Here is a 23313-nt window from a genome sequence, read left to right on the forward strand (position 1 = left end):
GGTATGAGCTATTGCAGGGGGTGTGGCATGGCCACGCACGCGTATGGGGCTGGGCCCATCAAGGGCTACGAGGTTGGGCCGATTCCTATGGAGGCCGCGTTCACGTCGGACTTTCCGTTGGCTGAGGGGGTTGGGGTTCAGGAGATCGTGGACAAGCAGGAGGTGGAGCGGCGGGTGATGGATGTTCGGCCTGGGATGTACGCGAAGTACATGCCGAGTCGGATTGAGGAGGGCGGTGCGGGGACGCACTTCACCGGGGGGCGGTACCTGTTCGAGACGTGGGACGACGTGCTCGACTATGAGCGGTTCACCAGCGAGGAGTTGGAGTTCGAGCCGGGGGTGAAGTTCTGGAGCCGGCCGTTTTTCCTGAACGTGGAGCGGTTTGTCTGGCGGGTTGCCGGGGCTCACAACTTCCTGCCTCTGGAGGAGCATCACGTCAGTCGGTTTGAGCGGTTCCGGTATGAGGACGCTGACGCTGACGTGGCGGTTCGGGGGGCGTGGGCGTCCCTGCGGGACGAGGCGGAGGCGCGGGGGCTGGGGGCTGTGTGGCTGTTGCATCAGCCCGAGCAGCGGCTGATCGGGATCCACTCCGTGGCGTCCAGGGAGGCCTCGGCCGGGCTGGAGGCCGAGGTGTCCCTTGGTTCGCTCCTGCCGGAATCCCTGGCCGCGGAGCGGTACTTCGACCGGACGAGTCGGATCCTGTCCCTGTGGCTCCCGAAGTCCCGGCTCGCGGGCGGGGTGCCGTCGGCCTACCCGATGTCGCCCCCGCTGCCCCTGCCGACGGTGCCTGTGCAGGTGCCTGCGGCTTAGCGGAGACTTCCCACCCGCCCGCCCGGCACCCTTGCCCCCGGCACCCCGCCGATCGCGCTGCGCGCTCGTCCTCAAACGCCGGACGGGCTAATTGCTCCGCTGCCGCCGTGCTGTCCCTGCGGGCCGGTGGGGGCTGGTCGCGCAGTTCCCCGCGCCCCTTACGGGGCGCGCCCGCGAAACTTGCCGGAACGGCAACGACCCTCTGCGTTCGGGCCCGTCCCCGTACAGACTCGTGGCGAATGGCCGCCGCCCGTACAACCGGAGGAGCCCCCACCATGACCGCACCCTCGCTGGACAGCGTCAAGCACACGCTGCTGGAGTTCCCCGAGAGTCCCGGGATTCGGATTCATGCCGTGGAGCAGGGGGCCGGGCCACTTGTCCTGCTCGTGCACGGGTTTCCCGAGAGCTGGTACTCGTGGCGGTGGCAGTTGCCTGCCCTCGCCGAGGCCGGGTATCGGGCCGTGGCCATTGATCTGCGGGGGTACGGGCGGTCGTCCAAGCCGCGTGACGCCGAGGCCTACGGGATGCTCGCCCACGTTGCCGACAACGTCGGGGTCGTGCGGGCCTTGGGGGAGGAGAGCGCCGTTGTCGTCGGGCATGACTGGGGGTCGCCCATCGCGGCGAATTCGGCGTTGCTGCGGCCCGATGTCTTCAAGGGGGCGGCGCTCATGAGCGTGCCTTACGCGCCCCGCGGCGGGCCCCGGCCCACCGACGCCTTCGCCGCCATCCCGGGGGACGAGGAGTTCTACGTCAGTTACTTCCAGGAGCCGGGGCGGGCCGAGGGGGAGATGGAGCCCGATGTCCGGGCTTGGATCGCCGGGTTCTACGCCAGTTACTCCGGTGACACCATGGCGCCTCCCGGCTCGCCCAGCCCCGCCTTCGTGCCCAAGGGGGCGCGGATGTCCGAGCGGTTCGTCAGCGGTGGGGCGCTGCCCGCCTGGCTGTCCGAGCGCGAACTCGACGTGTACGCCGCCGAGTTCGAGCGCGGCGGCATGACCGGGCCGCTCAACCGCTACCGCAACATGGACCGCGACTGGGCCGACCTCGCCGCTTGGGACGGGGCACCCCTCACCCAGCCCTCCCTCTTCGTCGCGGGCGAGCTCGACCCCTCCCTCCAGTGGCTGTCCGGCGCCCTGGACGCCTACCCCGTGACCCTCCCCGGCCTCGTCTCCTCCCACATCCTCAAGGGGTGCGGGCACTGGGTGCAGCAGGAGCGGGCCGAGGAGGTCAACGGGATCCTCACCGGCTGGCTCCGCCAACTGGGGTGACCAGCGGCAGGAGCGGACCGGCACGTACGTGCTCAGCCGATCTGGTCCGCCGGGCCCACCTCCTGCCAGGTGTAGCGGTCCGCCGGGATGTCCTGGCCGCGGATCTTGTGGGTGGACTCAAGGAGGAGGCCGGTGTCCGGGTCGACGATGTAGCGGTCCGTCGTCCAGTACGTCACGTCCTTTCCGGGGCCGCCCGTGAACGTGGCCTTCTGCGTGGTGTCGATCGCGACGCCCGGACGGCCCTTGCTGTCCTTGACCTTTCCGGCCAGCTCCATGCCGGGGGTGTCCGCGAGGACCTCGAAGAGCGCAGAGCGCAGTTCGGGGCTCGCGGGCGAGTCCTCCAGCATGATCACCAGCTGCCGGAACCGGCTCTGGGCGTCCTTCGGGAACCGCTCGGCCAGCGCCTTCGCGTCAGTGGGCAGCTTGTCGAGCTCCGGCCAGGTCAGCCACCGCTTGCCCACGGGCCAGTTCTTGACCTTGCCCTCCTCGCCCGCCGGCGGCTCGTGGACGGTGCCGTCCTCGTCCACCGTCCAGACCCGGCCCGCCCGGTCGAAGTAGGTGGTGGTCCTCATCTCCCTGTCGTCCCCGTTGACCGTCTCCACGCGGACCTTCCAGTACTTGGCGTCCGTCGCCGGGGCATCCGCCGCGACCGCCGCCATGTCGTTCAGGAACTCCGCCGCCGAGGCCGTGGCGGCCTGCTCGCCGCCCACGTCGAGGACCGGGTACGCCACCGCGCCGGCGGCGATCGCCGCCACCGCCGCCGCCGCGACCAGGAACCTGCGGCGGCGCGGGACGCGGACCCGCAGCGGCACCACCGCCGTCTCGCGCTCCGCCGCGCGGGCCACCGCGGCCTTCGCCGCCGCCACCGCCCCGGGCGCGGGCGGGGCCACGTCGCCCGCCGTGATCAGCTCCCCGGCGCCGGGGAAGTCGAGAAGGTCGTCACGCTCGTTGGTACGTTCGGTCATGCCGGGTCTCCTGCCAGGTCGAGGGGTGCGTCGGCGCGCAGCCGGGTACGGGCGCGGTGCAGCCGCGAGCGGGCCGTCCCCGCGGGGATGCCGACCACCGCGGCGGCCTCTCCGGGTGTCAGCTGCTCCCAGGCGACGAGCAGCAGCAACTCCCGCTCCTCCTCCGGCAGGCCGGCCAGCAGGTCACGCAGTCGCGGTGCCACCGCCGCCGCGTCGAGCCGCGCGTCCACCGCCTCCCACGGGTCGTCGCCGCCGTCGCCGGGCAGCGCGGGGCGCTGCCGCGCCGTACGCCGCCAGTGCGCCGACAGCACGTTCCGCGCCACGCCGAACAGCCACGCCCTCGCGGGCCCGCGCGCCGGGTCGAAGCCGCGCCGCGCGGCGTACGCCTGCAGCCAGAGCTCGGCCAGCAGGTCGTCGGCGGCGTGCGGCGCCCGGCGCGCGAAGTAGCCGTGCAGCGCCGCCGAATGGCGCACCACGAGCGGCTCGAAGGCCGCCGGGTCCCGCGCGGTGCGGGACAGCAGCTCCTCGTCGTCCAGGTCCGTCGTCATGGGACCTCCGTATCCGGACCGCCGGTCGGCGGTCTCACTCCCTACTTGTCAGGAGCGGTCACTCGCGTTCGCGGCGGCCCGGCCCGGCCTGGCAGGACGAGCAGCTTCCTACATCCACACCCCCGTGAGGAACGGATACGCGTCCGTCAGCTTCGTCGGGCCCTGCACCAGCTTCCCCTGGCTCACGATCACGAACTCCTCCCCCTTGACGAGGAAGAAGTGCATGGCGTCGTCGAAGGGGGCGGAGGTCGCGGTGTCGAGTTCGGTCAGGAACTCGGCGGGGGCGTGGGGCAGCCGGAACTCACCGGTGTGCTCGTAGTCCGGAGTGAGCAGTACGGCCTGGAGGTCGAGGAAGGCCGCCACCGCCTCGCCCTTGGTCTCGGCGGTCGTGGCCGCCTTGATCCGCTGGTCCTTCACGGGACCCAGTTCGAGATGGGCGACCCCCCGGTTCGCCGACCGCTCCGAGAACTCGTGGACCGTGCTGCCCATGATCGCCGCGTGCGTGTAGCCGCTGCCCTTACGCGCGTTCATGACGTCGTCCGCCGCACCGGGGAACCCCGTCGGCACCTGCGGGAACTGCTCGCTGATCTTCTTCGGGCCCTCCTCGATCCCGAGCCTCGGCGAGAAGCGGATGAACTCGTCCCCGCGGAAGCCGTCGAACCGCAGGTACGGGGCCCGGGGGTCCGGCACCGTCTTCGCCATCGTCTCGAAGATGCCGCCGCCCGCGTCCAGGATCCCCTTCAGCGCCGACGCGAGGACGTTGGCGGGTGTGCTGAACGTGCCCGGCGACACCACCCGCGCCGTCAGCGCGTCGAACGCCTTCGACTCGCCGCGCGCCTGCACGCGTTCCACACGCCACGCCTGCGTGCCCCGGTCCTCGCCCGTCTTCGGCTCTGCCTGCTCCAACTCTGCCTCGGCCTGCGGGCGTTCACCGCGCACCGCGAGGTTCTTGCCGCTGGAGTTGACCCAGACGTACACGTCATCCGCTATCTGCTCCGGCTTCCACAGCTGCGACACCAGCAGGTCGTCCCGCGACTCCGGCGGGCACTGCTGCACCGCCGCGCCCGCGCGGCTGCGGCCCGCCATGATGTCCATGCGCAGCACGCTGTGTACGTTCTGCAGCGTCCACGCGCCCTCGCGCGCGCTGTGCGGCTTCAGGTGCCAGAACTGGCGGTGCCGCTCAGGCCCTTCGGTGTGCAGCTCCCCCAGTACGACCTTCGCGCCCTGCTTGGCGCCTCCTCCCGGCTGCACCCCCGCGTACAGTCCGCTCGCCTCGTTCTTGATCAGGTAGATGCCCTCGGACAGTGCTGCCTGTGCTGCCACGGTCAACCTCCCGGAACGTCGGGTGGGGCACGCACCCGTGGTGCGCCGTGCGTCAGCCTAGGAGCGTGGGCCGTGATCCCGATACGGCCCGGTTTCAGCCGTTATTAACCCCTCAACTACGGGAACGGCCACGGGGTTTGCCGCAGGTGTGTCAGGGTCGGCCGGTGAACGTTTCCCGACACGCCCTGCTGCGCTGGCAGTTCGAGCTCACCTGGTCGCTGTTCGAGTACCACTTGGAGCGGCTCGAGGACGACGACCACCTGTGGGAGCCCGCCGCCCGCACCTGGACGCTCCGGCGCGGCGACGGCGGGGAGTGGACGCCGGACTGGGCCGACACCGAGCCCGACCCCGTCCCCGTGCCCACCGTCGCGTGGCTGAGCTGGCACATCGGCTGGTGGTTCGGCGTGACCCTCGACCACGCGCAGGGGCGCCCACCGCGCGACCGCACCGCCGTCGCCTGGCCCGGCCCCGGCGAGCCCGCCGTCGTCTGGCTGCGCGCCCTCCGCGACGAGTGGCTGACCGTCCTCGACGGCCTCACCGACGCCGACCTCGACGCCCCCGCCCCCTTCCCCTGGCCCACCGACGGCGACCCGGAGCACACCGTCGCCCACACGGCCGCGTGGGTGAACGCCGAACTCATGAAGAACGCCGCCGAGATCGGCCAACTGCGGCTGCTGCGCGCCGCTTCGGCCGCCTGACGCTTCGTCGGCGCATGCCGGCGCGTTGCCGCCGGGTGCGACGGTGTTCCCAGAAGTCCCGCCACCACTGGCCCCGGTCCTGCGGGGGCGGCAGGACCGCCTTGGCGACGCGCCCCACGCAGTACGCGGCGACCATCAGGAAGACGAGGATCCAGACCGCCCACCATGGCGCGTCCAGAAGCAGATCGAGCAGAGACATCAGGGGCCTTCCCAGCCTGAGCCGGGGGCGTGTCGGCTACGCCGCGTGTGCCTCTCCCGGAGGGCGCGCAGCCGAGACGCCCCATCGAGTGGTGATCGATGGGGAGTTCGGCCGCCCCGGCGCCCGGGGGATCGTGGGCGTGGCCAGGCGGACCACACCGCACGGTGAGCGGTCGTGTCTCGGCACCGTGTCCACGTACTCGTAGTCGCACGGGCCGAGCGCCTTCGCCAAGTCCTCGCGGATCAGGGCGATGAGGGCGCTCATCGAGTCGGCGAGGCGGCGCGCCCGATCGGCGTACACGGCCGGGTACGTCAGCCGGAACGGCTCACCGACGCCGTGCAGTGACGGCGCCGTGGCCTGCGGCAGGAGAGTGTCCTTCTCCGCCGTCCGCGCGATCGTCGCGCGCAGCGCCCACTCGGCGCCGTCCGGCCGGCTCTCCAGGTATTCGTGGAGGCGGATACTCGCGGACAGCACCGACCAGAGGGAGCTGACGCGGTGCTGACCATCCAGTACGACAGCGTTGTTGTAGCGGTCCCAGAGGTCGTCCGACAGCCCGTGCGCACCCACGATGACGAGGCTCCGGGGCGTGTAGTACCCCGAGCCCCGGTCTGCTCCCGCCGTCGTCATGCCGACAGCGTACGAGGCGGGTGTGCCGCCTACCAGTCGTTCCCGTAAAGCTCAGCCTTCCGCTGCCACCACGTCTTCATCTCGCTCTCCTCGACCGGCGTCGCCGCCCGCAGGTCGTCCACCCGGATCGTCGCCACGAAGTGCGTGAACCGTACGCGGCGGAAGTCGCCTTCGGCGGAGAGGACTTTGCCGGGGCCGTAGATGTCGGTCGTCGCGTGCGCCACGTACGCGCCCTGCTGGTGTGGGGTTCCGGTTTCCATCGTGCGGCCTCTCGCTGTGTGTGGTGTTCCGATCACACTGTGCGTTGGGCGAGGTTAGGCTCGCCAGTGGGCGGGGGTTGACAACTGTGCTGGCACGGTAGGGAGTTGCGATGGCCATCGAGGACAGCCCGGAGTCCCGGCTGCGCTACGGGGAGGAGCTGCGTTCCCGCAGGGAGGCGGCTGGGCTTACGCAGGAGGAGCTGAGTGCGCGGGCCATCATGTCCCGTACGCATATCGCCCACATTGAGGCGGGGCGACGGCGGCCCAACTTGGAGGATGCGCAGCGTCTGGACGACGCCTTGCAGGCGGGCGGCGTGCTCGTGCGGTTCCTCCCGTCCCACGGTGAGGGGCGCACTCTGCCCGAACACTTCGCGGAGGCGCTGGAGTTGGAGCGGCAGGCGACGGTGATTCGGGAGTACGCACCCAAGCTGGTGCCCGGAATGCTTCAGACGAAGGCGTACGCCAGCGAAGTGCTGCAGTCCGGGTTCCCGCCCAAGGCAGACAAGGAGCGTGACGCGCTGCTCGTCACGCGGCTGGGGCGCGCCAGCCTGCTCGAAAACTTCAAGACACCGGTGACGTGGTACCTGCTGGACGAGGCGGTGCTGCGGAGGCCGGTGGGAGGTCCTGGGGTGATGTGCGAACAGCTGTGTCACATCGCGGAGTTGGGCGAGAGGCGCCGCATCCGGGTGCACGTGCTTCCGTTCTCTGTGGGCCCACACGCCCTGTTGGAGGGCTTTGTGTCCCTGATGTGGTTCAAGGACCTGCCGCCCGTCGCGTACGTGGAGGCGTTGAAAACCGGCAGGGTGTTGGAGAATCCGGCCGTAGTGCGCGAGTGCCAGGCGGTCTACGATCACGCTTTGGGTGATGCCTTGTCGCACCGAAAGTCTCTGGCGCTGATTAGGTCCATCGCAGAGGATTACGAGCATGCACAGCAACCGTGAGCGGCAGCCCATCAGCATCCCGGACGGCTCGGTCCTGACGGCATGGCGCAAATCCAGCTACAGCGGCGCCAGCAGTGGCGAGTGCCTCGAAGTCAACGACGCCTGGCGCAAGTCCACCTACAGCGGCGCCGACAGCGGTTCGTGCCTCGAAGTCAACGATGCCCACCGCGAGGTGAGTGTCCCGGTCCGCGACAGCAAGAACCCCCACGGCCCCGCCGTCCTCTTCGGCGCCCCCGCCTGGAACGCGTTCCTCGCCTACCTGTCCAGGTAGGCCAGCACAGCCAGCACCCGCCGGTTGGCGGACTCCGACGGGGGCGCGGCCCAGGCGGCGAAACTCTGGGTTCCGCGGTTTCGGGAGCACTGCTATGCCTGATCGGCTCGCGCGGGGCGGCACGGAGAGCCCCCTTACTGCTGGGACAGAGAGGGGAGCTCGTTGACGCCGACGTTGGCCAGGTTGTCGATGACGGACGGGTCATGGGTGGAAGCCATTCCCGGTTTGGCCTCGGCTACCACGGCTGGAGAGAACACCATGCCACTGGGTCCGCCCTCTACGGCGGTGATCTCGAAGGTGTAGGAGCCTTTGCGGCCTGCCTCCAGCGGCCGGTCACGGTCGCACTCGACGACCTGCGGGATCAGCGGGTCGGGATCGTCCAGCAGCAGTCGGCAGGCGCGTGGAAGCGGTTTCTCGCTGAAGTTGACGAAGAAGGGGGTGACGTAGACCAGGCGCACCGGGTCGACCGTGGCGTCGGGGCCCTGGTTGCCGTAGGTGAATGTCTGTTCGGCCCTTTCGTCCGGGGCCACGGCTGGGGATGTGTAGCTGAGGTGGACGTTGGCGCGGTGGCCTGTGATGTTCGGAGGCGCGCTCCGGCGGATCGCGGCGTCGGGGACGTTGTAGTTGTCGCTGAAGTTCGTCTCCGGATCGGCCTCCACATCCGGCGAGACCAGGGCGGCTCCGTAGACGGAGCCGACGAGGTTCGTCTTGGTCGCGCTCAGGGTGAAGTCGACTTTGAACTTCTTCCCCGGGCCCAGTCCCTTGGGGACAGCGCACTCCATGATTTCCGGCACGAGCGGATCCGGGTTGCGCAGCTTGCGCTGGCAGCCCTTGGGTACGGAGGCGAAGTTGAAGTACGTCGGCGTCACGTACACCAGGCGTCCCGGCTCCGTGGTCGCCCGCTTGCCTTGGTTGACGACCGTGAACGTCTGCTTCCCCGAGCCCTGGGGGGCGACGGACAGGTTCGTGACATCCAGGGCCAGATCCACCGGTGCGGCGGGTGTCCTCTCCGCGACTGCCTGGCGACCCTGTGCGGCTGCCACGGTGGAACCGGCCAGGAGAAGGGCGAGGGCGGACACGCCCAGGGTCTTGTGGGTGTGGAGGTTCAAGTGATGATCCGATCGCAGGGAGGGATGGTTTCGGGACCAGATGAAACAGATATCCCTTGCCCTCCCCTTACGGTCGATATGCAGGTGTTGCCCCGAACGCCGGGTGGTACACGGCGCGCGGCGCGGCGTGCTCGGCCCCGGCCGCGCCCGGGTGGGGCTTGGCTGTCAGGAGACTTGCCGTCCCCCGGGGCGAAAGGCTCTTGCTCGGGGCGGGTTCGCTGCGGGTTTCGCGCACGGCGTTTCAGGCGCGGGGGGAGCGGGCGCATGCTTCGACGGCCAGACTGGACCAGGTATACCCTGCGCCCACATTGACGATCAGAGCGACCTCCCCGCTCTCCAGGAGTCGAAGCTCGCGCAGCGACGCCATGTTGGCGAGGACATCGCCGGGGCCCAGGTGGCCGCTGTTCCGGCCCAGTTCCAGGATCTCGGCCCCCACCAGCTCTCCGATCACCTCGGCGTACGTCTCCTGGAGGTGCCTGTGCCCCAGGCGGGGCAGGAGCACTGCACGCAGCCGGCGGTCTCGGGGGCCAAGTCCTGCCCCTTTCAGGCTTTCTCTGATCACATGCGCCAGCCGGGTGCGGCTGGCGTGAGCGAACTTTTCGGGGCCGTGGGCGCGCACATACGCCGCCTTGGTCCGCCGGATGTCCACCTGGTCGCCGTACCACCGCGAGACCGGCGCGAACGGGTCGTCCCCGCGGTGCATCCCTTCCAGTTCGGGGGCCGCGGCCGTCGCGAGGGACAACAGCAGCAGTTCGTCCGCCGCGGGATCCGGCTGGTGCAGCAGGACCGCCGTGCCGCTGTCGCCGTAGGCGATCCCGTAGTCCCCGCGCCAACGGTCGAAGCCCTCTGCGGGAAACCGGTCTGCCGCGGTCACCAGCACATACCCCGAATCCGGACGTGCCGCCAAGTGATCAGCCGCCAGTTCGAGCGCCATCGCCGCGCCGTTGCAGGCTTGCTGGACCCCGACCGGGAGGGCCTTCACCGCGCCGAGCTCCGAGGCCAGGTAGTGCGCCGGCGACCAGACCTCGTGTCCCTGGAAATGCATCCAGGCGTGCATCAGCAGCCCGACGCGCTCAGGTGCGCAGTGCGCCCGCCGCAGCACCGCGCGCGCGGCGCGCACCGCCATCTCAGGGGCCGAATCCACCGCGGCCACGGGAAGTTCCGTATAGCGCATGGCCTCGGCCGCGCCGGCGTCGACGCGTCCAGCCGCCACCGCGTCCTGGACGCGATCCCGATCCGGCGGGAACCACGAAACCACCGCGGCGATGCCCAGCGGCAGGCGGTTCCTCACGACCAGGCCCCGGTACTTTCCTGCGACCCCTCACGGTGTACGAGGGTCGTGGTCGCCTGATCCACCGATTGGATCCGCAGATGGTCGACATTGACATGCGAAGGACGCGACGCAGCCCATCCGATGGCCTCGGCGACGTCCTCGGCGGCCAGCGGGGTCATTCCCGCGTACACGGCATCCGCGCGGCTCCGGTCCCCGCCGAACCGGACGAGGGCGAACTCGGTACGCACGTGCCCTGGCGCGATCTCGGTCAGCCGTACACCGGTACCCAGGAGCTCCTGCCGCAGCGCCCCGGCCACTCCTCGCACCGCGAACTTCGCCGCGTTGTAGCCCGCTCCGCCCGCGTACGGCTGGTATCCGGCGATGGAACCCACGAGGATGACGTGTCCGGCCGGTGCGGTCTTCAGGGCCGGTGACAGGGTGCGGATCATCCGCATCGTCCCGAGCACATTGACCTCATACATCCACCGCCACTCCGCGTCGTCGGCGTCCGCCACCTCTGAGAGCCCTAGGGCGCAGCCGGCGCTGTTCACCAGAAGGTCGCATTTCGGGACGTCGACGCAGAAGGACGCCACCGAGTCCCGGTCAGTGACGTCCAACGGAATGGCCTTCGCCCCCAGCGGAGCCGCCACGGAATGCAGACGGTCCATGCGGCGGGCCCCAAGGACCAGGGAGTAACCCGCGCGCGAGAGCACGCCTGCCGTGGCCGCCCCAATCCCGGAACTCGCACCTGCAACCACCGCGATCTTCGTCATGAACTCCCCGATTCGAGTTGTTACTGCCGACGATGCAATGCCTTTCCCAAAGCGTCCGGCTTTCCGGAGGCGACACGGGAGAGTGTGAATCCTTCCCGCCGACGCGCGCGCAGACGACTGCCGTCCGGGGCAGGACCGATGGAGATCGCTGGAAGACCGGAGCGCCCTGTTCATGAGGGGTACAGGGAGTCCTGGCGGCAGGTTCCGTCATGCAGGCAGGTGGTGCTCCTGCGGCGAACGCAAGAACGCGCAGGACGCGATGGGACAGCGGGCCGCCCTGACCGGCCGGTCACTTAACACCCCTAGTGACTCACCTACCGCGGTGACTGGCAAGAAAGGATACCCGGATGGCCGGTGTCAATCCGGCGCAGAGGCAAGGAGCGTTTCCGGCGCAATGGGACCCAGAGTGTGGCATCTCTGCCTCGTGGGAAATCCGGGCGTAAGGAACCCCGAGAGCCTGTGCAGGTGTCACCCGGCAGGTAGTTTCAGCAACCGGCAGCGCCGACTTCGCAGTCGTGCACGCGGAAATCACCGTTCCCGCAGGTGTCCGTGTGCCTCTTCGGCGCCCCCGCCTGGAACGCGTTCCTCGCCTACCTGTCCAGGTAGGCCAATACAGCCAGCACGCGCCGGTTGGCGGACTCCGACGGGGGCAAGGCCAGCTTCATGAAGATGTTGCTGACGTGCTTGGCCACGGCCTTCTCCGTCACGAACAGCGCTTCCGCGATGCCCGCGTTGGACATGCCCTGCGCCAGGCACTCCAAGACCTCGCGCTCGCGCGGCGTAAGGGAGTTGAGGGGTTCGTCGCGCGACTTGCCGGTGACGAGCTTGGACACCACCTCGGGGTCCATCGCCGTGCCGCCGCCCGCGACCCGGGCGATCGTCGCGATGAACTCCGCGCCGTTCGACACGCGTTCCTTCAGTACGTAGCCGACGCCCTCCGAGCCCGTGGCCAGCAACTCATGGGCGTACAAAGGCTCCACGTACTGCGAGAGCAGGAGGATGGGCAGGCCAGGGACCTCCGTCCGGGCCGACACCGCCGCGCGCAGGCCCTCGTCGGTGAAGTCCGGCGGGAGCCGGACGTCGACGACGGCGACGTCCGGCTTCAGGTCGATGAGGGCGCGGCGCAGCTCGGGGCCGTTGTCGACGGCCGCCACGACCTCGTGGCCGAAGGCCTGGAGGAGGCGGGTGACGCCGTCCCTCAGGAGGAAGTGGTCTTCGGCGAGGACAACTCGCACGGCAGCTCCATCGTCAGCAGGGTCGGGCCGCCCGGCGGGCTGCTCACGGCGAGGACGCCGTCGAAGTGGGCGAGACGCCGCTCCACGCCGAGCAGACCGGTCCCCGCCGACACGTCGGCGCCGCCCTGCCCGTCGTCGGCCACGGACACCCGCAGCGCCCCGGCCTCGTACCGCAGGTCGATCCAGCACCGCTCGGCCTCGGAGTGCTTGGCCGCGTTGGTGAGCAGCTCCGACACGGCGAAGTACATCGCCGACTCGACGGGCGGTTCGGGGCGGGCCGGCAGGTCGATGACGACCTCGGTCCGCAGCGGGCTGATCATCGCCAGGGAGCGTACGGCATCGGCGAGACCGCGGTCCGCGAGGATCGGCGGGTGGATGCCCTTGACCAGGTCACGGAGCTCCTTGAGGGCGGCCGTCGAGGACTCGCGGGCCTCGATGAGCAGGTCGCGGACGGCCTCCGGCTCGGTCTCCAGGAGGTGCTCGGCCGCGTTCAGGGTCATGCCCATCGCCACCAGGCGTGCCTGCGCGCCGTCGTGCAGGTCCCGCTCGATGCGGCGGATCTCGGACATCTGCGTGTCCACGGCGTCGGTGCGGGTGGACTTGAGGTGCTCCACGCGGGCGGCGAGGAGTTCGGTCTCGCTGGGCGCGAGCAGCGTACGCAGGTAGCGGGCGTGCACTTTCAGTGCGCGCGGGGCCGCCCAGAACACCGAGAGGGGCAGGCACGCGGCGCCCAGCACCCCCGCGAGCGTCGCCGTCGCCGGGTCGCCGACCGGGATGAACAGGAACCACATGCTGTCCCACTCGGTCGACAGCTCCGTGCCGACCGCCGCCGTCCACAGGCCCCACACCCCGGTCAGGAGCAGCACCAGCGGGCCCGCGGCGATCGTGCCGCCCGCGTACGCGTCGATGTGCGCCCAACGCCAGTCCCGGTGCACCTGGTTGCCCTTGTCGAGGAGCTGCGCGCGCAACGCCTTCGCCTGGCCGGCGCCGGTGGGCGGCAACTCCGCGTACACGGCCGGGATGTCGACACCCGTCCACTGGGCGGCGTACGCCCGTTGCCGGTCCGCGAGCGCGCGGACCTGGCGGACCGTGCCCGGCAGCAGCTTCAGGCCCAGCGGGCCACGCAGCATCGACGAGACCGTGAGGAGCCACATCGACAGCCAGAACGCGCGGTGCGAGAGGACCCAGAGGGTCAGGGTGCGGCGGAAGGCCTTGCATGCCTTGGCCTGTCGTGTGCGCTTGCTCTTCATGTACGCATTATGGAAAGCGGGGTGGCTGGAAGGCAGTGGTAAAAACTCCCCTCTTCGGGAGCGGATACGTGCCTACGTGAGGCGGGCCAGCCAGTCCCGTACCGCCGCGTTGAACTCCTCCGGGCGTTCCAGGTTCGGCAGGTGTGCCGCGCGCTCGATCACGGTCAGGCGGGAGTCCGGGATCGCCGCGTGCATCGCCTCCGCGTCCGCCACCGGCGTGTACGTGTCGTCTCGGCCCACGACCACCAGGGACGGGACCGTGACCTTCGGCAGCACCTGGCTGTAGTCGGGGCGATCGGCGCGGGCGCGCAGGGCCGCGGCGGCGCCCTGCGGCGGGGCCGCGAGCATCATGCGGAGCACGTGTGCGGCGGCCTCCGGGTTGTAGGCCGCCGCCATCTTGTGCAGCACCTCGTCCGCGTACCCCTTCATGCCCTCCGCGAGGAGCCGCTCGGCCGTCTCGCGGCGGAACGCCTTCCCTGCCTCCGTGTCCACCGCCGGGGACGTGTCGGCGAGCAGCAGCCCCGCGATCCGCTCCGGGAAACGGGCGTACGCGTCCATCGCGATCTGACCGCCCATGGACACGCCGCCCAGCGCGCAGCGCGCCACGCCCAGGTGGTCCAGGAGGGCCTCCAGGTCGCGGGCGAAGTCCCCGAAGTCCGTGACCGGTGGGGTGGACGGGGCGGCTGAATCGCCGTAGCCGCGCAGGTCGAAGGTGATGACGCGGTGCGTGCCCGCGAGCGCGGCGACCTGCGGGTGCCAGAGGGAGCGGTCGAAGGGGTGGCCGTGTACGAGGACGAGGGGGACGGCCGGGTCGATGTCGGGGTCGTCGTGGCCGCCGCGGCCGACGTGGTCGTCGTACGCGAGGTGGATTCCGTTGCTGAGCTGTGCAGTTGGCATGGGGTCAGGCTAGGCGGGGCCTGCGCAGGTCCCCCGGCGGGGCTCAGCGCTTCAAGAGCTCCCGCAGCGCCGCCGTGACCTCGTCCGGCGCCTCCTCCGCCATGAAGTGGCCGCACGACACGGTGCGGTGCGCGAGGTCCGGGGCCCAGCGGCGCCACAGCTCCTCCGCGTCGAAGCCGAGGGCCGCGCCCCAGTCCTGCTGGAGGACGGTGACCGGCATCCGCAGGGCGTTCCCGGCGAGGCGGTCCGCCGTGTCGTGCTCGACGTCCACGAAGGCCGAGGCGCGGTAGTCCGCGACGATCGACGGGACCGCCTCGCGGCACGCCCTCAGGTACGCGGCCCGCACGTCGGCGGGCATGGCCTCCGGCGACTGCGACCACAGGTCGAGGAAGTGGCCGAAGAAGGCGTCCGGGTCCGCGGAGATCATCCGTTCCGGGAGGCCGGGCGGCTGCGCCATCAGGTACAGGTGGAAGCCGATGGCCGCCGTCGTGCCGCGCAGGACGTCCCACATGTCCAGGGTCGGCAGGACGTCCAGGGACGCCAGGTGGGTGACCGCGTCCGGGTGGTCGAGGCCCGCCCGGATCGCGACCAGTGCGCCCCGGTCGTGCCCCGCGAGCGCGAACCGCTCGTGCCCGAGGGCGCGGGCCAGGGCCACCACGTCGGCGGCCATGGTCCGCTTGGCGTACGTCTGCCCGTCCGCCGTCTCCGCCGGCTTGCCACTCGCCCCGTAACCGCGCAGGTCGGGGCAGATCACGTGGTGGTCGGCGGCGAGGTCCTGCGCCACGTGGCGCCACATGAGGTGGGTCTGGGGGAAGCCGTGCAGGAGGACGACGGGGGTGGCGTCGGGGTCACCTCCGACGGCCGCGTTCAGGTGGACGCCGGCGTCGGCCACGGGGAGGTGGTGGTAGGTGAAGCCCGGGATGCGGGGTTCCTCGCGGAGTTCGTTCGTTGTCATGGGATCAGCCTGCGGGCTGTGGATCAGCAATGGATCAGTAGCGGGTCCGTGCAGGTGAGGGGAGGTACGTTGAGGCCGTGCGTTCCGTGTCCTTCCAGGTGCTCGGGCCCCTCGCCGCGTACGACGCCGACGGGCGGCCCCTGGACCTCAAGGGCCCGCGCCACCGGGCCGTCCTCGCCCGCCTCCTGATCGCCCGCCGCCGCACCGTCCCGGTGTCCCGGCTGGTCGACGACCTCTGGGAGGAACCGCCGCCCGCCGCCGTCGGCGCGATCCGTACGTTCGTCGGCGACCTGAGGAAGGCGCTGGAGCCGGAGCGGGCTCGGCGGGCGCCTGCGCGGCTTCTGGTGACTTCGGGGACCGGGTATGCGCTGCTCGCGGAGGGTGGGGCGGTGGATGGGTGGCGGTTCGAGGGGGTTGTGGGGGCGGCTGTGGGTGCGGTCGGTGCCGCTGGTGTCGGCGGTGCCTCTGAGGCCGACCTCGTGCTGCTCGACGACGCGCTCGCGTCCTGGCGTGGGCCCGCCTACGCCGAGTGGGCCGACCAGGACTGGGCGCGGGCCGAGGCGGCGCGCCTCGACGAGCTGCGGCTGCTCGCCGTGGAACGCCGGGCCGGGGCGGCGCTGGCGCTCGGCCGCGCGACGGAGGCCGTCCTCGACCTGGAGCCCCACGTCGACCGGCACCCCTGGCGGGAGGAGGCGTGGGGGCTGCTCGCGGTCGCCCTCTACCGGGTGGGGCGGCAGGGGGACGCGCTGGGGGCGCTGCGGCGGGCTCGGGAGCGGTTGGCGGGGGAGCTGGGCGTGGAGCCGGGGGTGGGGTTGCGGCGGTTGGAGGGGGAGATTCTGGCTCAGGGGGTGGGGTTGGGGTTGGGGGCGGGGGTGCTGTTGGAGTCCGGTGGGGGGCCGGGGCGGCGACCGTGGGCGCAGTCGGAACCGGAACCGGAAGCGGAACCGGTGTCGGTACCGGAAGCGGATTCTGTGGCGGGGGTGTCGGGGCGCGGGCGTGAACTGGTCGGTCGGGAACGGGAGTTGGCCGTCCTGGATGCCGTGGCTCGGGGCGTTGTGCGGGAGGGGCGGCTCACGCTCGCGTTGGTCTCCGGTGAGGCGGGGGCGGGCAAGACGGCGCTCGTGCGGGGGCTGGCGGAGCGCCTTGAGGGGGAGGGGTGGACGGCGGCGTGGGGGAGGGCGCCGGAGCGGAGTGGGGTGCCGGCGGGGTGGCCTTGGGTTGAGGTGCTGAGGGGACTTGGGGTGGAGGGGGTGCTTGAGGCGGCGGGAGGTGAGGTGCCGTCGCCGTCCACGGGTGCGGGTGCGGGTGCGGCCGACGGCCTGGACGTGGCCGGTGCGCGGTTCCGGTGGCGTCGGTGGGTGGGGGACCGGATTGTGGGGGCTGCTGACGAGGGGCGCCCCATGCTGCTCGTACTCGACGACTTGCAGTGGGCGGGCGCCGAGACCTTGGAACTGCTCGCCGAGCTGGTGGACCGCCCGGTCGAGCGGCCCGTACTCGTCGTGGGAACGTACCGGGACCGACCAGAACCACCGTTCCGGCTGGGGGAGTTCCTCGGCCGGGTGGCGCGGGCGGAGCCGGTGCGGGTGCGGCTCGGCGGGCTGCCGGAGGAGGCGGTGGGCGAGCTGATGCGCGTCGTGGCGCGGCGCGCGGTGACCCCCGTGACGGCCCGCGCGGTGCGGCACCGCAGCGGCGGCAACCCCTTCTTCGTACGCGAGATCGCCCGCCTGTACGCGGCCGATGGTGCTGCGGCACTGTCCCAAGTCCCCACCGGTGTACGGGACATCGTCCGCCACAGACTGTCCGCCCTGCCGGGCGAGCCGACCCGCACGGTGCTGCGGAAGGCGGCGGTGCTCGGGTCGGTCGTGGACCTGGACGTGCTGGTCGAGGTGGTGGGGGACGAGGAGGCGGTGCTTGACGCGGTGGAGGCGGGGGGTGGGGCGGGGTTCCTGACGGTGGGCCGACCTGAGCCGTCCGGCCTGCCTCCCCTTGGCCAACCCAGCCCCGACCGCGTCGAGTTCGCGCACGATCTCGTCCGCGAGGTCCTGTACGACGACCTCTCCGCACCCCGCCGCGCCCGCCTGCACGCCGCCGTCGGCGAGACCCTGGCGCGGGTGCGGCCCGACGCCGTCGAAGCGATCGCGCACCACCTGCTCAGCGCCGGTACCCGCGCCCCGGCCGCCCGCACCGTCGACTTCGCGGCCCGCGCCGCCCGGCGCGCCGAGGCGGGGGGTGCGCCGCACGAGGCGGCGCGGCTCTGGGGTGCGGCGCTCGCCGCGTACGACGGGGCCGCCCCCGCCCCGCCCGCGGCCCGCGACCGTACCCCGCAACGCCTCACCCTCCTCATGGGCCTCGTACGCAACCTCGCCGTCACCGGCGCGCTCGCCGAGGCCCGCCGCCACCGCGCCGACGCGCTCCTCGCCGCCGAGGCCACCGGCGACCCCGAGCTGACCGCCCGCGTCATCGGCGCCTTCGACGTACCCGGCATCTGGGCCCGCAACGACGACGAGGCCCTCTCCCGCCGCATCGTCGCCGCGGCTCTGCGTACGCTCGACGCCCTTCCTGCCGACGGGAGTTCGGGCCGCCGGGCCGTGCGCTGCCGACTGCTCAGCACGGTCGCGATGGAGACACGGGGGTCGCGTACGGGGATCGGGGCCGAGGCGGCCCGGGAGGCGGAGGCGCTGGCGCGGGCGGCGGTGGAGGAGGTGTCGGGCGGGGCTGAAAGGGTCAGCGGAGCCGCCGAGGCCGAGGCGGCCAAGGGAGCCGAAGAGGCTGGCGCAGTCGCCGGGGCCGAAGGGAACGCCGGAGTCGAAGGGAGCACCGGAGTCGAAAGAGCCGCCGCAGCCGAACGGGGCGCCTGGGCGGAAGGGGGCGCCGTGAGCGAAGCGGCCGTAGAACCCGTAGAAGCCGCCGCAGGCGACGCCGCCGCGTTGCTCGCCTACGCCCTCAACGCCCGCTACCTGCACACCTTCCACCGCCCCGGACTCGCCCCCGAACGCGCCCGCATCGGCGCCGAGCTGACCGCCCTCGCCGCCCGCCACGGGCTCGTCACCTTCGAGGTCCTCGGCCACCTGATGCTGCTCCAGGCCCACTCCGCCCTCGCCGAATTCGACCGCGCGGACCGCCACGCCGCCGCCGTCGACCGCCTCGCCGAGCGGCACGGGCTGCCCCTCGTCGGGGTGTTCACGCAGTGGTACGGGGCGCTGCGCGCGGCGGTCGCGGGGCGGGTGGAGGAGGCGGAGGCGGCGAGCCGGGCGGCGGCGGAGCTGATGCGGGGGAGCGGGATGAGCGGGATGGAGGGGGCGGCGACAGGGGCGGACGGGTTGCTGGAGTTGGCGTTGCTGTGCCTTCGGGTGCAGGGCGACGGGGGCGAGGTTGCCGGGGGCGGCGGGGGAGGGGACTCCTCCGTGGCCGTCGCCGGGTCTGCCGTCCGGGGGGACACCTCCGCGACCGGGTTCGCCGCCCGTGGGGACCAGTTGCTGGAAGCGCACCTGTGCCTGCGGGCCCGGTCGGCCCTGCGCGGCGGCGCCCCGCGCGACGTACTCGACTCCCTCTACCGGGAACTCCTCCCCGCCCACGGGGAGTTGGCCGGGGCCGGGAGTGGGGTGCTGACGCTTCAGCCCGTGGCCGTCTACCTGGGTGACCTGGCGACCGCTCTCGGCCGGACGGCCACCGCGGCCACCCATTACCGTCAGGCCCGCGCCCTAGCGGCCCGCGCCGGCGCACCCCACTGGCGGATCACCGATGCGAGGATGCGCCCGTGACCGATCAGCAGACGGCGTACATACGCTTCGAATCCCCCGTACGACACGAACGCGGCCACTACCCGGGCGTGTTCGTCCTGGTGAACGGACTCGCCAGGGACGGCAGACTCACCGCCGAGCAGGAGCGCTTCCGGCGCGCCAACAACGACTGGTACGACGCCGCGTACCCGAACCCCACGCACGTCGACCCCACCGTCTACGACCTCGACGTGAACCCCGGCGCGGTCGCCTGGTTCAAGGCCACCGCCACCCACCTCATCGAGCGCGTGCCCGGCTACCTCGACATCCTCGCCGCCCACGGCATCCCCGTCCGCACGCTCCGCTCGGCGGACCCCGGCCGCGTCGTCTACGAGGACGACGTCCAGATCGTCGTCGTACCGCGTGCGCACGATCAGTAGTCGTAGGGCTTCGCCGTGTTCCAGTTGGTGACATCCGCGCTGGTCCACGTGAACTTCGACGGCACGCCCTTGGCGTCGAAGGCCTCCGTCCCGGCGCCGGGACCGGCGTCGCCCGTGTGGTCCAGCATGGCGATGCTGAGGTCCGAGGAGGTGTGCGTCCTGGCGCTGTCGGAGAAGAGGTTCACGGCCGCGTAGACCTTGCCGCCGGGCTTCACCACGAGCGCCTTGCCGCCGCCCGGGGTGTCCTTGCCCGAGTGCGGCAGGACGCCCACGGTGTCGCCGAGCATGACCGACGGGTACGAAGTGACGTAGCACGGCTTGGTGTCGGCGTTCGTGGCGGTGATGAGCAGGTGCTCGCCGCGCTGCTTCGCGAAGCGGTGCAGTACGGAGTACGACATCTCCTGGCCGTCGCAGGCCCGGACCCCGGCGGCGGAGGCCTTCGCGCCGTTGCCCTTGGCGGCGGCCTCCTTGCCCGTGCCCGCGCCCGTGCCCGCACTCGCGCCCGAGGCAGAGGCCGAGGCGGAGGCCGAGTCCTTGCCCGCGCCGACCGTCGCGCCCTTGTCGGCGTTGACCGTCGCGCCCTCGGCGGAACCGGAGGAGCCGGCGCTCCTGCCCCCGTCGGACGCCTTGCCGCCGCCGTTGTCGTCCGAGCTGCCGCCGCAGGCGGTCAGGGCGAGGCCGAGGGCGGCGGTGGCGGCGGCGAGTGCGGCGGTGCGGATCCGGGACGTGCGCATGGTGTTCCCCTTGGGGTGGTCTGGTCTCACCGGTGGTCGTTCCCGCCGGTGGGACCAGCCTGGACGCACCCGCTGCCGTCCCGCTCACGCTCCGCTGCCGTCCCGCTCACGTCCCCCGTTCCTGTCCCCGGAACGCGTCGGCCGCCGCGTCCGCCTCCGCCTCCGCCTTTGCCTCCGCCTACCTCTCCGTCTCCGCCCCCACCTGCGCCATCCGCTCCACCGCCGCCGCGTGCCGGTCCCGGAACCCCTCGTCCCCCGACACCCCCAGCAGCGCCCCCAGCGCCCGCACCGCGCCCTCGTCGAAGCCCGTCGTCTCCGCCTCGTGGGCCGCGTGGTCGAGGCGGCGGATGCCCTCCGGCTCGTCGCCGAGGCCGAGCAGGGCCTCGCCGGCCGCCATGGTGAGGAGGATCCGGGCGGCGCTCGGGGTGTCCGCCGGGTCCTGGGAGGTCAGGGCCAGTGCCTCGGTGGCCGTGTCGAGTGCCGACCGCCAGTCCCGCGTGGTGAGTTGGTGGCGCGCCAGATGGTGCAGGGCCAGGCGCTCGGTGTGGCCGTCGGCGGCGCCGCGGGCCAGTTCCACCGCGCGTACGCAGCCGTCCACCGCCTCCTCCGTGTCGCCGAGCGCCGCCTGCGCCAGCGACAGGTTGACCAGCGCCGTCGCCTCCCCGCGCGGATCGGCAGCGCGCGCCGCCAGCGGCACCGCCGCCTCCAGGCACGCCAGCGCGTCGGCCGTGCGGCCCTCCTCGGTCAGCACCCAGCCGAGCAGGGCGAGCACCCGCGCCTCGGCGTACGCGTCGCCGCAGGCCCGCGCCGCGCGCAGCGCCGTCTCCAGGAGCGGCGCCCAGCCCTCCCGGACCCGCCACACCATCAGCGGCCACAGCGCGAGCACGATCCGCCACGTCCGGTCGTGCAGCCCGGCCCCGTCCGCCGCGACCGCCGCCAGCGTCAGGTCCTCCCGCTCTGCCGCGTACCAGTCCATGGCCGCCGCGCGGTCCGCGAACTCCCGTACCGCGCACGGCGTCCGGAAGTCCGCGGGGAGCGTGAAGCACGGCTCGTCGCCGGGCTCCGCCGCCTCGGCCGCCGCCAGGGCGGTGGCCACGCAGTGGTCCAGGACGCGCGGCAGGGCCTCGGGGTCGGCGTCCAGGCCGCGGGCGTACAGGCGGACCAGGTCGTGCGGGGTCCAGCGGTCCGGCGCGGTCCGGGTGAGCAGGTGCGCGGCGGCCATCCGGTCGAGCGCCGCCTCGGCCGCCGCCGGGTCCGTGCCCGCGAGGGCCGCCGCCGCGTACCGGTCCACGTGGGTGCCGGGGTGGCGGCCGAGCTGCGCGAACTGGTGCCCCACGGCCGCGGGAAGCTGCCGCAGCGTCAGCCGCAGCGCCGCCCGCACCCCGGTGTCCTCCACGTCGAGCAGCACCGCGCGCCGCGACTCGTCGGACAGTTCGGCGGCCATCGCGGCCAGCGTGCCCCGCGGCTGGTCCGCGAGCCTCGCCGCGACCACCCGCAGCGCCAGCGGCAGCCCGCCGCACAGCTCCGCGAGCCGCCGCGCGGCCACCGGCTCCGCGAGCACCCGTTCCCTGCCGAGCACCCCGGCGAGCAGCGCCGTGCCGTCGTCCGCCTCGAGCACGTCCACGGGCAGCGGCCGGGCCGCGTCGGTGGCGATCAGACCGCGAAGGCGGTAGCGACTCGTGACGACGGTGACACAGCGCGCCCCGCCCGGCAGCAGCGGCCTGACCTGCTCGGATTCTCGTACGTTGTCGAGTACGAGGAGCAGTTGACGGTCGGCGGCCAGGGACCGGAACAGCGCGGCCGCGGCGTTCGCCGACTCGGGTATCCGGCGCGGCGGCACGCCGAGCGCCAGCAGGAACTCGCGCAGCACGTCGAGGAGCGGCGGCTCACCCGTGTCGGCGAAGCCGCGCAGATCGGCGTAGAGGCGGCCGTCGGGGAACGCCGCGCGGTTGCGGTGCGCCCACTGCACCACCAGCGCGGTCTTGCCGACGCCCGCGGGTCCGGTGACGAGGCACACCGGGGCCTCGCCCGCGGCGGCCCGGGACAGCTCCGTGAACTCGGCGGCCCGGCCGTGGAAGCCGCGGGGGGCGCGGGGGAGGAGGTCGGCCGCCGCCCCACCCGGCGCTACGGTGCGCGCCGACATCGGGGCCGCGCCCGACGGTGCCGGTGCCGGTGCCGGTGCCTGTGCCGACGCCGGTGCCCCGCCGCCCCGCCCGGCCTCCTCGCCCTCCCCGCGCAGCGCGAGCGCGTAGGCGTCGGCCAGCTCGGGGCCCGGGTCGAGGCCCAGCTCGTCCGCGAGCACGCGTCGTGTGCGGTGGAACCAGTCCAGCGCCTCCGAGCGGCGGCCCGCCCGCCGCAGTGCCGTCACCAGCGCCGCCGAGAGCGACTCGCGCAGCGGGTGCGCCGTCACCTCCGCGCGCAGCAGCGCGGCCGCCCGCGCGTGCTCGCCCAACTGCCCATACCCGGCCGCGAGGCGCTCCACCGACGCGAGCCGGGTCTCCTCGAGGGCCTGCGCCGCCGCCTGGAGGGCCGGTCCGGTGTGCACCCCGGTCAGCGCCGGGCCCTGCCACAGCGCGAGCGCCTCCTCGTACATCGTCACCGCGTCGGCCGCCGCGCGCTGCCCGCGGGCCAGCGACACCAGTTCCTCGAAGCGGTGCGCGTCGAGGAGCGACTCCGGCATCCGCAGCAGATACGCCGTGCCCTGCGTGAGCAGCTCGACGCCGTACATCTCGGCGTCGGCCGCGACCAGCAGGGTGCGCAGCCGCGACACATGCCCCTGGATGACCCCGCGGGCCCGGGGCGGCGGCTCGTCGTCCCACAGGGCTTCCGTCAACCGCTGTACGGGAACGGGGTGGTTGGGCCGCAGCAGCAGCGTGGCGAGCAGGCTGCGGCGCTTCGCGGGGCCGAGCGGCAGATCACCGGCCTCGGTGGCGACGGACACCGTTCCGAGCAGCCGGAACTCCACTTGTCCTGCACCTCCTGAGGCGAAAGGTCCCAGAATAACTGGCCGGTAACAAC

General features: G+C 72.4%; 21 protein-coding genes. 7 read left to right on the forward strand and 14 right to left on the reverse strand.

The window, feature by feature from the left end:
• Positions 1-27: 27 nt before the first annotated feature.
• Entirely contained in the window at positions 28-810 is a 783-nt protein-coding gene (locus IEY91_RS35835; RefSeq protein WP_189177148.1) for a hypothetical protein, read from the forward strand.
• A gap of 275 nt (positions 811-1085) precedes the next feature.
• Complete coding sequence (locus IEY91_RS35840; protein ID WP_189177149.1) at positions 1086-2078, forward strand: alpha/beta fold hydrolase; 993 nt, start codon at positions 1086-1088, stop codon at positions 2076-2078.
• A 32-nt stretch (positions 2079-2110) separates the two neighbouring features.
• On the opposite strand, the gene IEY91_RS35845 is transcribed toward IEY91_RS35840, so the two are convergent.
• From IEY91_RS35845 to IEY91_RS35855, 3 genes are all read right to left on the reverse strand, one after another.
• Positions 2111-3043 carry a CU044_5270 family protein gene (locus tag IEY91_RS35845; protein ID WP_189177150.1) on the reverse strand — a complete coding sequence of 311 codons (933 nt, stop codon included), beginning with the start codon at positions 3041-3043 and terminating at the stop codon, positions 2111-2113.
• The gene (locus IEY91_RS35850) at positions 3040-3591 is read right to left on the reverse strand and encodes an RNA polymerase sigma factor (RefSeq protein WP_189177151.1); all 552 of its coding nucleotides are present in this window, start codon (positions 3589-3591) and stop codon (positions 3040-3042) included. The genes IEY91_RS35845 and IEY91_RS35850 overlap by 4 nt, the downstream gene beginning before the upstream one ends.
• Positions 3592-3699: 108 nt before the next feature.
• Positions 3700-4914, reverse strand: a complete 1215-nt coding sequence (locus IEY91_RS35855; RefSeq protein ID WP_189177152.1) for an RICIN domain-containing protein — start codon at positions 4912-4914, stop codon at positions 3700-3702.
• Positions 4915-5078: 164 nt separating this feature from the next.
• On the opposite strand from IEY91_RS35855, the gene IEY91_RS35860 reads away from it, so the two are divergent.
• Positions 5079-5612 carry a DinB family protein gene (locus tag IEY91_RS35860; protein ID WP_189177153.1) on the forward strand — a complete coding sequence of 178 codons (534 nt, stop codon included), beginning with the start codon at positions 5079-5081 and terminating at the stop codon, positions 5610-5612.
• 235 nt (positions 5613-5847) lie between these two features.
• Here the strand turns inward: IEY91_RS35860 and IEY91_RS35865 are convergent, their stop codons facing one another.
• Positions 5848-6438, reverse strand: a complete 591-nt coding sequence (locus IEY91_RS35865) for a hypothetical protein (protein WP_189177154.1) — start codon at positions 6436-6438, stop codon at positions 5848-5850.
• Positions 6439-6467: 29 nt separating this feature from the next.
• Complete coding sequence (locus IEY91_RS35870; RefSeq protein WP_164322343.1) at positions 6468-6698, reverse strand: hypothetical protein; 231 nt, start codon at positions 6696-6698, stop codon at positions 6468-6470.
• A gap of 110 nt (positions 6699-6808) precedes the next feature.
• On the opposite strand from IEY91_RS35870, the gene IEY91_RS35875 reads away from it, so the two are divergent.
• Together IEY91_RS35875 and IEY91_RS35880 are read left to right on the forward strand one after the other, a co-directional pair.
• Complete coding sequence (locus IEY91_RS35875; protein ID WP_189177155.1) at positions 6809-7639, forward strand: helix-turn-helix domain-containing protein; 831 nt, start codon at positions 6809-6811, stop codon at positions 7637-7639.
• Positions 7623-7910, forward strand: coding sequence for a DUF397 domain-containing protein (locus IEY91_RS35880; RefSeq protein ID WP_189177156.1), 288 nt, complete (start codon positions 7623-7625; stop codon positions 7908-7910). The genes IEY91_RS35875 and IEY91_RS35880 overlap by 17 nt, the downstream gene beginning before the upstream one ends.
• A gap of 134 nt (positions 7911-8044) precedes the next feature.
• On the opposite strand, the gene IEY91_RS35885 is transcribed toward IEY91_RS35880, so the two are convergent.
• The 7 genes from IEY91_RS35885 to IEY91_RS35915 form a co-directional block, all read right to left on the reverse strand.
• A complete protein-coding gene (locus IEY91_RS35885) occupies positions 8045-9019 on the reverse strand; it encodes a hypothetical protein (protein ID WP_189177157.1) in 975 nt (324 codons plus the stop codon).
• A gap of 241 nt (positions 9020-9260) precedes the next feature.
• Positions 9261-10310, reverse strand: a complete 1050-nt coding sequence (locus IEY91_RS35890) for a ketoacyl-ACP synthase III family protein (protein WP_164322337.1) — start codon at positions 10308-10310, stop codon at positions 9261-9263.
• The gene (locus tag IEY91_RS35895) at positions 10307-11065 is read right to left on the reverse strand and encodes an SDR family NAD(P)-dependent oxidoreductase (RefSeq protein ID WP_189177158.1); all 759 of its coding nucleotides are present in this window, start codon (positions 11063-11065) and stop codon (positions 10307-10309) included. The genes IEY91_RS35890 and IEY91_RS35895 overlap by 4 nt, the downstream gene beginning before the upstream one ends.
• Positions 11066-11655: 590 nt before the next feature.
• On the reverse strand, positions 11656-12300 hold the full coding sequence (locus IEY91_RS35900) for a LuxR C-terminal-related transcriptional regulator (RefSeq protein ID WP_189177159.1): 645 nt from the start codon (positions 12298-12300) through the stop codon (positions 11656-11658).
• Positions 12264-13550: a sensor histidine kinase gene (locus tag IEY91_RS35905; RefSeq protein ID WP_189177160.1), complete on the reverse strand. Its 1287-nt coding sequence runs from the start codon at positions 13548-13550 to the stop codon at positions 12264-12266. Before IEY91_RS35905 ends, IEY91_RS35900 begins: the two co-directional genes overlap by 37 nt.
• Positions 13551-13622: 72 nt before the next feature.
• A complete protein-coding gene (locus IEY91_RS35910) occupies positions 13623-14447 on the reverse strand; it encodes an alpha/beta fold hydrolase (RefSeq protein ID WP_189177161.1) in 825 nt (274 codons plus the stop codon).
• 43 nt (positions 14448-14490) lie between these two features.
• Positions 14491-15402, reverse strand: a complete 912-nt coding sequence (locus IEY91_RS35915) for an alpha/beta fold hydrolase (protein ID WP_164322326.1) — start codon at positions 15400-15402, stop codon at positions 14491-14493.
• A gap of 77 nt (positions 15403-15479) precedes the next feature.
• On the opposite strand from IEY91_RS35915, the gene IEY91_RS42440 reads away from it, so the two are divergent.
• Positions 15480-19163: an ATP-binding protein gene (locus IEY91_RS42440; RefSeq protein ID WP_268240945.1), complete on the forward strand. Its 3684-nt coding sequence runs from the start codon at positions 15480-15482 to the stop codon at positions 19161-19163.
• Entirely contained in the window at positions 19160-19561 is a 402-nt protein-coding gene (locus tag IEY91_RS35925; RefSeq protein WP_164322325.1) for a hypothetical protein, read from the forward strand. Before IEY91_RS42440 ends, IEY91_RS35925 begins: the two co-directional genes overlap by 4 nt.
• On the opposite strand, the gene IEY91_RS35930 is transcribed toward IEY91_RS35925, so the two are convergent.
• Together IEY91_RS35930 and IEY91_RS35935 are read right to left on the reverse strand one after the other, a co-directional pair.
• A complete protein-coding gene (locus IEY91_RS35930; RefSeq protein WP_189177162.1) occupies positions 19555-20295 on the reverse strand; it encodes a DUF4232 domain-containing protein in 741 nt (246 codons plus the stop codon). The genes IEY91_RS35925 and IEY91_RS35930 overlap by 7 nt on opposite strands.
• A 178-nt stretch (positions 20296-20473) precedes the next feature.
• Positions 20474-23260: an AfsR/SARP family transcriptional regulator gene (locus IEY91_RS35935; RefSeq protein WP_189177163.1), complete on the reverse strand. Its 2787-nt coding sequence runs from the start codon at positions 23258-23260 to the stop codon at positions 20474-20476.
• Positions 23261-23313 lie beyond the last annotated feature (53 nt).

Origin of the sequence: Streptomyces lasiicapitis (genome assembly GCF_014646335.1) — a bacterium.
GTDB lineage: Bacteria > Actinomycetota > Actinomycetes > Streptomycetales > Streptomycetaceae > Streptomyces > Streptomyces lasiicapitis.

Bases quoted from the DNA above. Each gene is read 5' to 3' on its own strand.
- IEY91_RS35930 (WP_189177162.1), bottom strand. From the start codon at position 20,295: ATGCGCACGTCCCGGATCCGCACCGCCGCACTCGCCGCCGCCACCGCC.
- IEY91_RS35870 (WP_164322343.1), bottom strand. From the start codon at position 6,698: ATGGAAACCGGAACCCCACACCAGCAGGGCGCGTACGTGGCGCACGCG.
- IEY91_RS35835 (WP_189177148.1), top strand. From the start codon at position 28: ATGGCCACGCACGCGTATGGGGCTGGGCCCATCAAGGGCTACGAGGTT.
- IEY91_RS35875 (WP_189177155.1), top strand. From the start codon at position 6,809: ATGGCCATCGAGGACAGCCCGGAGTCCCGGCTGCGCTACGGGGAGGAG.
- IEY91_RS35895 (WP_189177158.1), bottom strand. From the start codon at position 11,065: ATGACGAAGATCGCGGTGGTTGCAGGTGCGAGTTCCGGGATTGGGGCG.
- IEY91_RS35840 (WP_189177149.1), top strand. From the start codon at position 1,086: ATGACCGCACCCTCGCTGGACAGCGTCAAGCACACGCTGCTGGAGTTC.
- IEY91_RS35880 (WP_189177156.1), top strand. From the start codon at position 7,623: ATGCACAGCAACCGTGAGCGGCAGCCCATCAGCATCCCGGACGGCTCG.
- IEY91_RS35845 (WP_189177150.1), bottom strand. From the start codon at position 3,043: ATGACCGAACGTACCAACGAGCGTGACGACCTTCTCGACTTCCCCGGC.
- IEY91_RS35850 (WP_189177151.1), bottom strand. From the start codon at position 3,591: ATGACGACGGACCTGGACGACGAGGAGCTGCTGTCCCGCACCGCGCGG.
- IEY91_RS35865 (WP_189177154.1), bottom strand. From the start codon at position 6,438: ATGACGACGGCGGGAGCAGACCGGGGCTCGGGGTACTACACGCCCCGG.
- IEY91_RS35910 (WP_189177161.1), bottom strand. From the start codon at position 14,447: ATGCCAACTGCACAGCTCAGCAACGGAATCCACCTCGCGTACGACGAC.
- IEY91_RS35915 (WP_164322326.1), bottom strand. From the start codon at position 15,402: ATGACAACGAACGAACTCCGCGAGGAACCCCGCATCCCGGGCTTCACC.
- IEY91_RS35905 (WP_189177160.1), bottom strand. From the start codon at position 13,550: ATGAAGAGCAAGCGCACACGACAGGCCAAGGCATGCAAGGCCTTCCGC.